The sequence below is a fragment of the Vibrio sp. La 4.2.2 genome (assembly GCF_027586995.1).
Lineage (GTDB): Bacteria > Pseudomonadota > Gammaproteobacteria > Enterobacterales > Vibrionaceae > Vibrio > Vibrio mediterranei.
In genome coordinates, this window is record NZ_JAPPTJ010000004.1 from 199740 (window position 1) to 212589 (window position 12850).

Sequence of the window (12850 nt, forward strand, 5' to 3'; positions counted from 1 at the left end):
GTAACTAATTGATAAGATTATTAAAGTCTGGCAGTTATCTCAAAGTCATAGACACTGGACTTATAATAGACAATGGAGTACTCATAAGGCTGAGATTCAGTGCGAAAATTGATCGATTCATTGATCAGTATCGGCTCTAACTTATCTACAGACAGCTGCTTTTGAATGAATAGGCTTGGCAACGCTGGTTTTATCTTTTGTTGTGTTTTCACCATTTCAATATCACGTTGCTTAAGATAAGCAAATTTGGAGCCCGAAAGAGACTGGGCATCTAAATCTGGAAGTAACGCCCATGGTATATAGAAATCTTCGTAAGAAACAACCTGTTGATTTACAACGCGCAGTCGACCGCAATGATAGACGAGATCGCCCACTGTTATAGACAGCTTGGAGGCTAATGATGCATCTGCTTCCACCTTTTCAAAGTGAATCACTTGGTTGTGAGCCTCAAGCCCCGCTCCCTGCAACTCTTGAGCAAAGCCCGCCATCCCTAAGAAATCATGCTTAAGTTTTTGATGAGCAACAAAAGTACCTTTACCTTTTTCGGAGGTGGTATAGCCAATATCGGCAAGTTGACCTAACGCCTTTCTGACCGTGACACGACTTACACCTAAACTCTCTACTAACTGACTCTCGGAAGGCAACTTCGAGCCTTGCGGATATAGCCCTTCATCAATCCGCTGTTTTAGCGTATCGGCCACTTGAATATATAAAGGCTGTAGAGATTTTGATTCCATGTCCGGTTAGTAACTCCGCTGATGAAGGTGCGCTTTAACACTAATCTTGCTTTGATATTGAGAATTAGACAAGGTCTTTTGTAGACAGTCAAAAATCTCCGACGCTAATTCGACACAATTTTGCTCTATAGAGTTTATTGGTAACGGTAAGCAGTCCAATATGGCGTAATTATCAAACGTAGCAATTCGCATCCGAGCATTGGTTGCTGTTGCAAACAGATCATGTTCGTTAAGATAGCGCAGCACCCCTTCTAACAATGAATAAGATGCCGTAAATAAACAGTGTGGCAATCGACCAAGTTCATCAACACACGCAGCCATCATGTCGTAACCACTTGAAGGCTGATAATCACGATTGAACACTAAGCTCTGATTCAACGGAATTTGGTTTGTAGCTAACGCATCTACATAACCTTGATAGCGTTCTTTACTTGGTGAAAGTTCTAATTGTCCACCAATAAAAACACACTCTGCCACGTTTTTCGTATGTTCCGTTAATAACAGTCTCGTTGCATCGTAAGCGTCAGTGGTCACCATATTAAAATCTGAAGATTCGAACGAACGGTCAAAGAAAACAAGCGGAAGATCGTCAGGTAATCCGCTATAGAAAGCATCACTGGTGAGACAAGACGCAATCATGATGCCGTCGACTTGACGTGATATTAGATTGTCTACTGCGCGCATTTCTGTTTCAGGGTCATCATCGGTTGAAGCCAGTAATAACTGATAGCCTGATGCTAAGCAGAGACGTTCTAATTCTTTGGCAATAGACGCAAAACCAAGGTTGAGTAGGTCGGGGATCACAAGTCCAAAAGTAGAGCTCTTTTTCGATTTTAGCGCTCGGGCATAAACACTAGGCGAATAGTTATTCTCTTGCACAACATGCAGTACTCTCTCCACGGTTTCTTTCGTGATTCGATGCTTTTCTGCATGCCCATTCAATACAAAACTCACCGTTGATTTCGATACACCAGCGAGTTTTGCTATGTCAGCAAGTTTTAATTTTTTGCTCATTCCTTCCTACTCATCCACTCGGTCAGTTTGATCTTGTTTTCCTAAAAGATCGTGTGTGAGATCACAAATTCATTTTCAATCCATTAGAGGTCTATTAAAACACATTTTCTTTGCTAAATCGATTTAGTAAACTAAAAACAACTTAGTTAATACAGGATTTTTCTCATGAGCAAAGTGTGGGTAACCGGAGATGCTGTTGTAGATTTAATACCAGATACGGCAACTACCTATTTGAAATGTCCAGGTGGTGCGCCTGCAAACGTAGCTGTAGCTATCGCACGTTTAGGTGGTAACACTGGATTTTTCGGTCGCGTCGGACAAGACCCGCTAGGTCGCTTCATGAAGCAGACTTTGAGCGACGAAAACGTCGATACCAACTATATGCTGCTTGATGAGCAACAGCGCACTTCTACCGTTATTGTTGACTTAGATGACAGCGGTGAGCGCAGCTTTACCTTTATGGTTAAGCCTAGTGCCGACCAGTTTATGCAAAAAAGTGACATTCCTGCTTTCGAAAAAGGCGAGTGGCTGCACGTTTGTTCAATCGCCCTTGCCAATGAACCTAGCCGCAGTTCTACGATTGACGCAATGAAACAAATTAAGGCTGCTGGAGGCTTTGTTAGCTTCGACCCCAACTTACGTGATGAGGTCTGGGGCGATCAAAACTTAATCAAACCTGTTTGCCGAGAAGCTATTGCGCTGGCCGATGTAGTTAAGTTTTCAGATGACGAACTCATGTTCCTCACAGACACCAACACCTTAGAAGCAGGTATTGAAGCACTTGAATCCTTTAGCAATACATTGGTCTTGATTACTCAAGGAGCGAAAGGAGCACTGGTCATTCGTGGAGCACAACAAGAGTTGATTGCTGGCACTCCAGTAAAACCCGTCGATACGACAGGTGCAGGTGATGCCTTTGTTGGTGGTCTGCTAACTCGCCTGTCGAAAACAGAAAGCTGGGTAAATGATGAAACTATTCATGACGCTGTACGATGGGCTAACGGTTGTGGGGCATTGGCAACCACGCAAAAAGGCGCAATGACCGCACTGCCTAATGAAAAAGCACTTTTGGAATACATCAAGTAGCTCCTGACACAACACAAAAACGCCTAACATGATTCATGTTAGGCGTTTTATTAGTTCTATTGTTTGAAAAGGCAAACTACACCGACACAACACACTGTTCCATCAACGCTTCTGGATTTTTCCATACATAGATAAACTCATCGACGTGGCGCCCACATGGCGATTCGCCACGCTGTTTCATCGCTCTGTTCGCACCTATGGATTCATAGAACTTAATGGCGTTCGAATTATCCGCCAGTACTTCCAAAAACACACCATTGTCCGGATAGTACTTACTTGCCCATTCCATCGCCAACGCAATCAGTTTCTTCGCCACACCTTTGCCTTGCGCACTTGCCCTAACGTGAAGGTTATCAATGATAGTACCGAACTCGACATTGTGATTACCAAACAGGCAGATAAAACCCGCTAATTCGCCTTGGTGCTCGGCAATAATGACATGTTGGCTGAAAGGAGGGTTTAATAGTCGGGTTTGCCAAATCAGTTGCTTGTCTTCAAGAACCGACTCGTCTAAATACGACTGACGCATGATACCTTTATAGGCTTTTTGCCAACTTACCGCGTGTAGTTCCGCCACACTTTGGTAGTCAGAATATTCTGCTACTCTAAATTCCATTTTATAGTACCTACTGCTTAAGTTTTTACATATCCTTTCATTACATACTAATTATCTGCAACTAAAATGCAATCCATGCTGCATAAGTAATAGGCAAGTTGCACAAAAAAAGGGAGATCTTTCACGATCTCCCTTTATAAGTAGGATTACTGCCCTACTGGCAGCATATTACGCTAGCAATAGGCTCTTGCGAACTTGCCAGCACAAGTCACGCTGTAGTTACCCGCAGAAGCAGGGATGAACACTGAATGACCGCGTTCAACCGTAATGGTTTCGCCATCTAGATGCGTCAATACGATTGGCTCATCCAATGCAAATAGAATCTCTGGTGTTGTGACGTTGACAAATCGGTCTTGCTGGTCAACGTAGACGCTAAATTTAAAGTCTTCTACCGGAATTGGATAGTGCTCTGCACCATTATCCATTTCTGGTTGAGTTAACAACTCCTCACGCAGTTTAGGTTCAAAAATGGTACAAGAAGCCAGCTCTTCAACATCAATGTGTTTTGGCGTTAGGCCTGCACGAAGTACGTTGTCTGAACTCGCCATAATTTCAAGTCCAGTACCACGACAGTATGCGTGTGGAGTACAAGCGTGAAGGAACATCGCTTCGCCCGGCTCAAGCGTCAATACGTGTAAGAATAATGGCGAGAAAAGACCGATATCACCAGGGTAGAGATCTTTTAGCCATAAGATGAGTTCAAAGGTTTCGTCGCCTTGTTTGGTCTCAGCGAAAGCAAGCAACTTATTCAATGCCGTATCTTTTGCTTGGCCGTCAAGCTTCAGCATACTAACAAACAACGCCTCAAGACCTGTTGCGTCCAGAGATGCTTTATAAGCATTAATAAGAGGCGCTAACTCCTCAATATTAAGCTGTTCGAAGTTGTTTAAGATCTCTTCATAAGAGCGGAAGCCATTCATTGCTTGGTAACGTGTCAATGCGTAAACCAACTCTGGTTTATGGTTTGGATCTTTATAATTGCGGTTTGCTGCGTTACGGGCGATACCAGCGGCTTCTTCTTTGGCAAACCCTTGTTCTGCTTGAGCTTTGCTCGGGTGAACCTGAATAGACAAAGCGCTCGCTGCTGCAAGGACTTTGAACAGGTAAGGCAGCTCACCAAATTTCTGGCTAATGGCTTCACTCAAAACATCATTTAGGTTATCAGAAACAAACTGATCCAGACGCAAAGTCTTATCTGCGGTGACCACTTCAGAGCAGCCGCCTGGGTGTGCACCCATCCAGATCTCAGCTTGTGGTTTGTTATCTGGGTTGGCAATGCCAAACAGAGTGTTAATAGACGTCACGCTACCCCAAGCATAATCTTGGATTACGTTCTGCATAGGTAAGAAATGTTGATGTTTCATTTTTCAGTCCAAGCGATTATTAAATTCTTCTGAGCAGCAATGTATCTTAATCATGGTGTCGAGATTTTGATCACTCTCATTTTGTCAGCACAAATTAGCAGACTTTAGAGTAAAACTGTATAGTTTTTAAGTAAGAGATTGAAAAAAGATATTCAACGCAGAAATGGTATCTTCGGGAAGAAACCAATCCATTAACCCGCTGTAATCAATACATTTTATTTCATTGCTTAAGCGGTTAGAGAGTATTAACCGCTGAAGGGAACAGACAAAAACTGTGATAGACCCAAGATACAATTTGGTTTATCACTCCTAGACAAATTGCCATGAACATTAAAAAAGCCCCCTCGGGCTCGAATCGAGGGGGCTTATATTATCCTACGTAACGTCGTTCTATTTCGCTACTTCTGCGATGATGGCTTCCAGTTTGTCTAAACCTTCTGCCAATACATCTGATTCAATCGTTAGTGGCGGGAGCAAGCGAATAACATTGGCTTTAACGCCACAAGACAACAGAATTAAACCATTTTCTTGTGCTTTGCTAATCACCGCTTTGGTAACATCTTGAAGTGGTTGCCCCGATTGTGGATCGGTAAACTCAATCGCCATCATTGCACCAATGGTGCGAATCTCACCAATCGCAGGCACCGTTTTTTGAAGCTCAGCCATACGTGCATTAACCACTTCACCAATACCTTGGGCTTTAGCGCATAGCTGCTCTTCTTCAATTATCTTAAGCACTTCCAAACCGGCAACACAGCCTAATGGAGAACCAGCATAAGTACCGCCTAAACCACCTGGTAACGCAGAATCCATAACTTCCGCTTTACCTACAACAGCAGAGATTGGAAAACCACCAGCAATGCCTTTCGCCATCGTCATCATATCTGGTTCAATATCCAGATACTCCGTTGCGAACATTTTACCGGTGCGGGCAAAGCCTGTTTGGATTTCATCAGCTATTAGCATAATACCGTGCTGGTCACAAAGGCTGCGTAGTGCCTGAGCAAATTCCGCTGGCGCTTGGTAAAAACCACCCTCGCCCTGTACAGGCTCAAAAATGATCGCAGCAACGCGACTAGGTTCAATATCGCAAGCAAACAAATCTTGTAATGCCTGTAAGCTATTTTCTGTGCTGATGCCGTGGAACGCATTTGGATAAGGTGCATGGTAGATTTCGTTCGGGAAAGGACCGAAGCCCGCTTTGTATGGTGCGATTTTTCCAGTCAATCCCATGGTCATATTGGTACGACCGTGAAAACCACCTTTAAAGGCAATGACGCCGCTACGCCCAGTATGAGCACGTGCTACTTTCACCGCGTTTTCAACCGCTTCGGCACCCGTAGTTAGGAAAATAGCTTTCTTTTCCGAGTCGCCCGGAGCAATGTCAGTCAGCTTTTCTGCCAGCTCAACAAAAGATTCATACGGTGTCACCATAGCGCAAGTATGAGAGAAGTTGTCGATCTGGGCTTTTACAGCGTCAGTGATGCGCGAGTTTGAGTGCCCAGTATTTGTCACCGCGATGCCCGCTGCAAAATCAATGTATTTGTTACCATCGACATCCCATACATGAGCGTTGTCAGCCTTCTCAACATAAAGTGGGTACAGCGCGCCCATACCCTGAGCGATAACTTTGCTTCTTCTTTCGTGTAGTTGTTGGTTTTTCATTGTTTAATCCTTTATTTGTTACCGCTAGACGTTTAGTTGCCACCAAAGCACAGGTATTTCACATCCATATATTCGTCGATGCCCTGCTTCGCACCTTCACGTCCAATACCCGACTGCTTCACACCGCCAAACGGCGCTACTTCTGTCGAGATAATACCTTCATTAATGCCCACCATGCCGTATTCCAGTGCTTCTGCTACTTTCCAAACACGGTGGATGTTCTGGCTGTAGAAGTACGACGCCAAACCGTAAATCGTGTCGTTCGCCATTTCGATAAGTTCTTCATCCGTATCAAAACGAATTACCGGAGCCACCGGACCAAATATCTCTTCTTGAACGATATCCATGCTGTGTTTCACGTCTTTGAGGACGACTGGCTGCATAAACAAACCGTCAAGTTGTTTAAGAGGGGTGACAGGCACTGCACCTTGCTCTACCGCACGGTCAATCAGTGCTTGAATGCCCTGTTTTGCACTTTCATTGATAACTGGTCCAATGTTGACACCTTCATCTAAGCCGTTTCCGACTTTTAGCTGCTGTACTGCTGCATCAAATTTCGTTACGAACTCATCGTACACTTTACTATGCACATAGAATCGGTTCGCACAGACGCAAGTTTGACCCGCATTACGGAACTTAGAGGCCATAGCGCCCTGCACGGCTGCATCAATATCAGCATCATCGAAGACGATAAATGGCGCATTACCACCCAGTTCCATTGACGTGCGTTTGATGTCTTTTGCGGCTTGTTGCATTAACACACTACCCACTTGAGTAGAACCAGTGAAAGACAGCTTGCGAATCAGTGGGTGAGAAGTGAAGATCGCACCGATTTTGCGTGAACTTTCACCTAGAACCACTTGTAGCGCGTCTTTCGGAATGCCCGCTTGGTACGCGAGTTCCACAATTGCAAATGCAGACAGCGGTGTTGAATCCGATGGCTTAACGACGAAACTACAACCGGCAGCCAATGCAGGACCTGCTTTACGTGTGATCATAGCGATAGGGAAGTTCCATGGCGTAATCGCACATGCGACACCAATAGGTTGCTTGATGGTTACCAAGCGCTTGTCTGCCGTTGGTCCAGGAATGGAGTCACCGTAGGTGCGTTTGGCTTCTTCAGCAAACCATTCAATAAAGCTGGCACCATACAGAACCTCACCCGCAGCTTCTGCCAATGGCTTACCCTGTTCAACAGTCATGATGCGAGCAAGGTCGTCTTTGTTCTCAAGAATTAGTTGATACCAGCGGTTTAATAATACTGCGCGCGACTTAGCCGGCACTTTGGCCCACTCTTTCTGCGCCACATGAGCTCGCTCGATCGCATCCATCAGCTCAGGTTCAGATGAAATAGGAGCATGACCCACAAGTTCGCCTGTTGCTGGGTTTGTCACGGCTACAGCGTTGTCCGCTGCCGTTACCATAAAGGAGAGTAAGCTCTTATTATTTATTTGCTGCATGGTAATTCCTTTTGTTCCTACTCCTAGCTTTCGCTAGGAATGCTGTGGATAAAAAGCAGATGAATCCTAAGCGGGAATCTGCTGGGTAATGCAGTGAATATTGCCACCGCCTAGTAAAACTTCTCGTGTTGGTATGCCAACAATCTCATAATCGGGAAGCGCTTTTGTCAAAATCTCGATAGCAATATCATCATACTGGTCATCAAGTAATGGTAAAAAGATATGCCCGTTCACCATCAAAAAGTTAGCATAGGAAGCACTCAGTCGCTCACCTTCGTGACGATTCATACCATCGCTTGATTCAATTCCATTCGCTTCTTCCTGCGAATAGTAAAGAGGACCCGGAACTGGGATTTTGACAATCTCAATGGCTCGACCTTGTGCATCAGTTTGTGCACTAAGCGCCGCATACGCTTCACGTGATAACTTAAATTGCGGATCAAACGGATCATCCGTCCAGCTGAGTACCACTTTTGCTGGAGCGACAACGTGAAGTAAGTTGTCGACATGCCCATCCGTTTCATCATTAAACAAACCGTTTGGAAGCCAGACGACCTTTTCGATACCAAGATATTCGGCTAGTAGCGCTTCTATCTGTTGTTTACTTAGTTCTGGGTTACGTCCCGGACTCAATAAGCATTCTTCAGTTGTGTATAACGTGCCTTCGCCATCGGTATGAATCGCGCCACCCTCCAGAACAAAAGGAGCGCGATAATGATCGATTCCCAACACATCACAGACGGATGCGGCAACTTTATCGTCATCACTCCAGTCTTCGTAAAGGCCGTTAAACTCGCCTCCCCAAGCATTGAATTTCCAACTGACGCCGCGTCTCTCTCCCGATGAATTCACTACAACAGTAGGACCGATATCGCGCATCCAAGAATCGTTGAATGCCATTTCAACCAGTTTGACGGACGAGTGCAGCATGCTTCTTGCGGTTTCATATTGCGAAGAGCTTACAGCAACAGAAACACACACTGCGTCCGCAATCGCATTCGCCACGTTGGCAAAGGTTTGTTGCGCAGGTTTTGCACTAGCGCGCCAATTATCACGACGCTCAGGCCATGCCAACCAGACCTCTCTGACTGGTTCATATTCAGCAGGAAAATAGAAACCGTCTTGCTTTGGGGTCGTATCGAGTTTCATCGGCTACCTCGTTACTTAGCTAAGCTCATTATGTCTTGATATAAGTCCGGACGACGGTCACGGAACAGTCCCCACGCGTGACGCGCTTGCGCAGTGGCCTTTAGGTCAATTTCCGCATAGATGATAGTTTCACCTTCTCTTGGAGCTTCTGCCAACTTACCGCCAGTATGATCAGTGATGAATGATGAACCATAGAAGGTAGTTTCAATGCCATCATCCACTTCTACCCCTACACGGTTAGACGCGATAACGGGTACAAGGTTGGCAGCCGAGTGGCCTTGCATAGTACGCTGCCAATGATCACGTGAATCCAGAGATAGGTCTTGCGGCTCTGAACCAATTGCTGTTGGGTAGAAAATAGCTTCTGCACCGTTAAGCACTAAGCAACGTGCCAGCTCAGGGAACCATTGATCCCAACAAATACCTGCACCGAAAGTACCGAACTTGGTTTTCCATACTTTAAATCCTGTATCACCAGGGCTGAAATAGTATTTCTCGCTATAGCCAGGACCATCTGGAATATGGGATTTGCGGTAGTTTTCTAGTACCGTACCATCTGCATCGATCATCACTAAAGAGTTGAAAAAGGTGTTTCCCGCTTTCTCAAAATAGCTCACAGGTATAACCACATTCAGTTCTTTAGCTAGCGCGCTAAGCTCTTTGATCAGACGAGAGTTATCCGTTTCTTCAGCAAGTTCAAAATACTTGGCTTCTTGCTTCTTACAAAAGTAAGGCGCTGCCATGAGTTCTTGAGGTAGTACAACATTCGCACCATTTGCCGCGGCTTCGCGAATCGCACCTTTGATTTTTTCTAGATTCGCTTCTAAATCCCAAGTTTTGGTTAACTGCATCGCAGCAAATTTAACTACTCTACTCATCGGATCTTCCTTTATCTATTCTTTGTTTGAGGCTGACTGAGTGCCTGTCATAGCAGGCACTTCTTGTTATTTTCTGAATTAGATTGCTAGTTTGTCGCGTAAGTTGTAATAAGCCGCCCCCATCGCCGTCATTGGGATAGCAAAATGACGACCGCCAGGGAACGCGATGTGGGTTAAATCAGCGAACGCGTCAAAACGTTCTGCGTGTCCGGTTAGTGCTTCAGCCAACAGTTTGCCAGCAAGGTGAGTACAAGTAACACCGTGGCCACTGTAGCCCTGTAGGTAATAAATATTGTCTGCAAAAGCACCAAATTGCGGCATGCGGGAATAAGTCAGTAGGAAGTTACCCGTCCACTTATAATCAATACCGATACCTTTTAATTGTGGGAAGATCTTCTCCATCTTAGGACGAATGATGCCTTCGATATTTTCTGGGTCACGAGCACCGTAAACTACACCGCCACCGAATAGTAAGCGCTTGTCTGCGCTAAGACGGAAGTAGTCCAATAGATAGTTGCAGTCTTCAACACAGTAATCTGATGGCAAGATCTCTTTAAGTTGCGCCTCGGAAAGGGGCTCAGTGGCTACGACCTGAGTACCACACGGGATCGCTTTATTGCTGATGTTTGGAGCAAGCCCACCTAGATAAGCATTACCCGCAAGAACGATGTATTTCGCTTTTACGCTGCCTTTTTCTGTATGAGCAACAGGATTGGCGCCTTTTTCCAGACGGGTCACACCGGACTGTTCGAAAATTTGTCCGCCAAGTGCCGTTACAGCTGCTGCTTCGCCCAACGCCAATTTGAGTGGGTGAATATGGCCGCCACGCATATCCAGCAGAGCGCCTTTATAAGCAGTGGTACCGACTGCGGCTTCCACTTCGCTCGCATCCATCATACGAAGCTGATCGTTGCCATAACGTTCCCAGTGCTTTTTGTGCTCTTCTAGACCTTTTAATTGCTTATTATTCAGAGCAGTAAACATTCCCCCCTGCTTGAAATCACAATCAATGTTATGTTTGTCGATAAGGCCGCGAATGATATCACCACCTTCAAAAATCATGTCACACAGTGCCTTAGCTTGCTTTTCACCATAGCGACTTTCAATAACGTCTACGTCGCGGCTATAACTGTTAACAATCTGGCCGCCATTACGACCTGTCGCGCCGAACCCTACTTTCGCATTCTCCAGCACTACAACCTTAAAGCCTTTTTCTGCTAAATGAAGAGCTGAGGAAAGACCCGAGAAACCCGCGCCTACGACACACACATCACACTCAATATTGTCTTGCAGTTGTGGGTACTCACTTACATTTGGGATTGAGTGAGCATAATATGAATCAGTATGTTTGTTCATGGTTATATTCCTTTCGATTACAGCTTCAGGCTTAAGGTTGGAGACGAATCCATGTCGTCTTGGTTTCAGTGAATTTTTCGATGGCATGAATCGACTTGTCACGTCCATTACCACTCATTTTGAATCCACCAAATGGGACGGTCATATCGCCCTCGTTGTAGTTGTTCACCCACACAGAGCCAGCTTCTAACTGCTTTGCGACTCGATGTACGCGATTAATATTGTCACTCCAAAGTGCAGCGCCTAAGCCATATTTGGAGTCATTAGCAATAGCGATAGCTTCTTGCTCTGTTTTAAATGGAATGACGCATAACACTGGGCCAAAGATCTCTTCTTGAGCCACACGCATACTGTTGTCCACATTATCGAGAATCACTGGTTCAACAAAGGCGCCTTTACCGCCTGCGTCACCACCACAGCGCAGCGTAGCCCCTGTATCTTGACCTAACTTAACGTAATCGAGCACTTTTTCTTTGTGTTCACGGTCGATAAGCGCCCCCATAGAAGACGTGGGATCCATTGGATCTTTAGGCATGAAACCCTGAGCTGCGCTAATCACTTTATCGATAAATACATCTTTAATGCTTTCGTGAACCAAAAGGCGTGTTGCTGCTACGCATACTTCACCTTGGTTATAGAAACAACCTGCGGCTGTTTCTGCAGCTGCGCGGTCAAGATCGGCATAATCATCAAAGACTATATTTGCGTTCTTACCACCAGCCTCAGCCCAGACACGTTTTAGGTTAGTTTCACCGGAGGCAATCATAAGATGACCAGCCACACGAGTTGAGCCTGTAAAAGCGATACAATCTACATCTTCGTGACGTGCCAACGCTTCTCCCGCTTCATGGCCATAACCAGTAATAACTTGAAATGCACCCGCTGGAATACCTGCTTGATTCGCCAGTTTGCCTAAGAAGATTGCCGTTAATGAAGACTTTTCTGATGGTTTTAGGATGACACTGTTACCCGCAGCCAAGGCTGGACCTAACTTCCAACAACCAATCCATAGCGGGAAGTTCCACGGAACAACAGCAGCGACAACACCGATCGCTTGATGAGAGATAAAGGCGTGAACATCTTTTTCTGTAGGTGCAACTTCACCATAAACTTTGTCGATGGCTTCCGCATACCAGCGAATAGATTTCGCTGCGCCGGGAATATCCGTCGACACACTGTGTGCAATCGGCTTACCAGTATCAAGTGTTTCTAATAGCGCTAATTCTTCAACATTTTCATCAATAAGAGCAGCAAACTTCAACAGTACGTCTTTACGCGCCGCTGGAGCAATTTGACTCCACTCACCTTGTTTAAATGCTTGTCTTGCGTAATCTACAGCACAATCAACATCGGCAGTTTGGCAACGTGCAATATTAGCAATGATTTCATCGGTAGCTGGGTTTACGACCTCTAGCGTCTTGCCATCTGCTGCTGCGGTATACTCACCATTTAGAAACGCTCTTTGCTCGATATTTAGAGCATTTCGTTGTTCAATCCATTGTTGCTGCGTTTTCATACGCTCTCC

General features: G+C 45.3%; 11 protein-coding genes. 1 reads left to right on the forward strand and 10 read right to left on the reverse strand.

The window, feature by feature from the left end:
- Nucleotides 1-20 precede the first annotated feature (20 nt).
- Nucleotides 21-737, reverse strand: a complete 717-nt coding sequence (locus OH456_RS10335; RefSeq protein ID WP_270033415.1) for a GntR family transcriptional regulator — start codon at nt 735-737, stop codon at nt 21-23.
- Between the two features lie 6 nt (nt 738-743).
- On the reverse strand, nt 744-1751 hold the full coding sequence (locus OH456_RS10340; RefSeq protein WP_038227360.1) for a LacI family DNA-binding transcriptional regulator: 1008 nt from the start codon (nt 1749-1751) through the stop codon (nt 744-746).
- A 165-nt stretch (nt 1752-1916) separates the two neighbouring features.
- Between OH456_RS10340 and OH456_RS10345 the strand changes: the two genes are divergently transcribed.
- Nucleotides 1917-2837: an aminoimidazole riboside kinase gene (locus tag OH456_RS10345; protein WP_031493992.1), complete on the forward strand. Its 921-nt coding sequence runs from the start codon at nt 1917-1919 to the stop codon at nt 2835-2837.
- A gap of 76 nt (nt 2838-2913) precedes the next feature.
- On the opposite strand, the gene OH456_RS10350 is transcribed toward OH456_RS10345, so the two are convergent.
- From OH456_RS10350 to OH456_RS10385, 8 genes are all read right to left on the reverse strand, one after another.
- Nucleotides 2914-3453 (reverse strand): GNAT family N-acetyltransferase, encoded by a 540-nt coding sequence (locus OH456_RS10350; RefSeq protein ID WP_006070399.1) that lies wholly within the window; start codon nt 3451-3453, stop codon nt 2914-2916.
- A gap of 173 nt (nt 3454-3626) precedes the next feature.
- A complete protein-coding gene (gene manA / locus OH456_RS10355) occupies nt 3627-4817 on the reverse strand; it encodes a mannose-6-phosphate isomerase, class I (protein WP_240206308.1) in 1191 nt (396 codons plus the stop codon).
- 390 nt (nt 4818-5207) lie between these two features.
- Nucleotides 5208-6482 carry a 4-aminobutyrate--2-oxoglutarate transaminase gene (gabT, locus tag OH456_RS10360; RefSeq protein ID WP_270033416.1) on the reverse strand — a complete coding sequence of 425 codons (1275 nt, stop codon included), beginning with the start codon at nt 6480-6482 and terminating at the stop codon, nt 5208-5210.
- Nucleotides 6483-6514: 32 nt separating this feature from the next.
- On the reverse strand, nt 6515-7942 hold the full coding sequence (locus OH456_RS10365; RefSeq protein WP_006070396.1) for an NAD-dependent succinate-semialdehyde dehydrogenase: 1428 nt from the start codon (nt 7940-7942) through the stop codon (nt 6515-6517).
- Between the two features lie 66 nt (nt 7943-8008).
- Nucleotides 8009-9091, reverse strand: a complete 1083-nt coding sequence (gene aguA / locus OH456_RS10370) for an agmatine deiminase (protein ID WP_062456067.1) — start codon at nt 9089-9091, stop codon at nt 8009-8011.
- A gap of 11 nt (nt 9092-9102) precedes the next feature.
- Entirely contained in the window at nt 9103-9969 is an 867-nt protein-coding gene (aguB, locus tag OH456_RS10375; RefSeq protein ID WP_239913741.1) for an N-carbamoylputrescine amidase, read from the reverse strand.
- A 78-nt stretch (nt 9970-10047) separates the two neighbouring features.
- Nucleotides 10048-11325, reverse strand: coding sequence for an NAD(P)/FAD-dependent oxidoreductase (locus OH456_RS10380; protein ID WP_088877992.1), 1278 nt, complete (start codon nt 11323-11325; stop codon nt 10048-10050).
- Between the two features lie 31 nt (nt 11326-11356).
- Nucleotides 11357-12841 carry an aldehyde dehydrogenase gene (locus OH456_RS10385; protein ID WP_270033417.1) on the reverse strand — a complete coding sequence of 495 codons (1485 nt, stop codon included), beginning with the start codon at nt 12839-12841 and terminating at the stop codon, nt 11357-11359.
- Between the last annotated feature and the right edge of the window lie 9 nt (nt 12842-12850).

What these genes read in the sequence shown, in the direction of transcription:
- OH456_RS10350 (WP_006070399.1), bottom strand. Translation starts at nt 3,453, where the DNA reads ATGGAATTTAGAGTAGCAGAATATTCTGACTACCAAAGTGTGGCGGAA.
- gabT (WP_270033416.1), bottom strand. Translation starts at nt 6,482, where the DNA reads ATGAAAAACCAACAACTACACGAAAGAAGAAGCAAAGTTATCGCTCAG.
- aguB (WP_239913741.1), bottom strand. Translation starts at nt 9,969, where the DNA reads ATGAGTAGAGTAGTTAAATTTGCTGCGATGCAGTTAACCAAAACTTGG.
- OH456_RS10340 (WP_038227360.1), bottom strand. Translation starts at nt 1,751, where the DNA reads ATGAGCAAAAAATTAAAACTTGCTGACATAGCAAAACTCGCTGGTGTA.
- OH456_RS10345 (WP_031493992.1), top strand. Translation starts at nt 1,917, where the DNA reads ATGAGCAAAGTGTGGGTAACCGGAGATGCTGTTGTAGATTTAATACCA.
- aguA (WP_062456067.1), bottom strand. Translation starts at nt 9,091, where the DNA reads ATGAAACTCGATACGACCCCAAAGCAAGACGGTTTCTATTTTCCTGCT.
- manA (WP_240206308.1), bottom strand. Translation starts at nt 4,817, where the DNA reads ATGAAACATCAACATTTCTTACCTATGCAGAACGTAATCCAAGATTAT.
- OH456_RS10380 (WP_088877992.1), bottom strand. Translation starts at nt 11,325, where the DNA reads ATGAACAAACATACTGATTCATATTATGCTCACTCAATCCCAAATGTA.
- OH456_RS10385 (WP_270033417.1), bottom strand. Translation starts at nt 12,841, where the DNA reads ATGAAAACGCAGCAACAATGGATTGAACAACGAAATGCTCTAAATATC.
- OH456_RS10335 (WP_270033415.1), bottom strand. Translation starts at nt 737, where the DNA reads ATGGAATCAAAATCTCTACAGCCTTTATATATTCAAGTGGCCGATACG.
- OH456_RS10365 (WP_006070396.1), bottom strand. Translation starts at nt 7,942, where the DNA reads ATGCAGCAAATAAATAATAAGAGCTTACTCTCCTTTATGGTAACGGCA.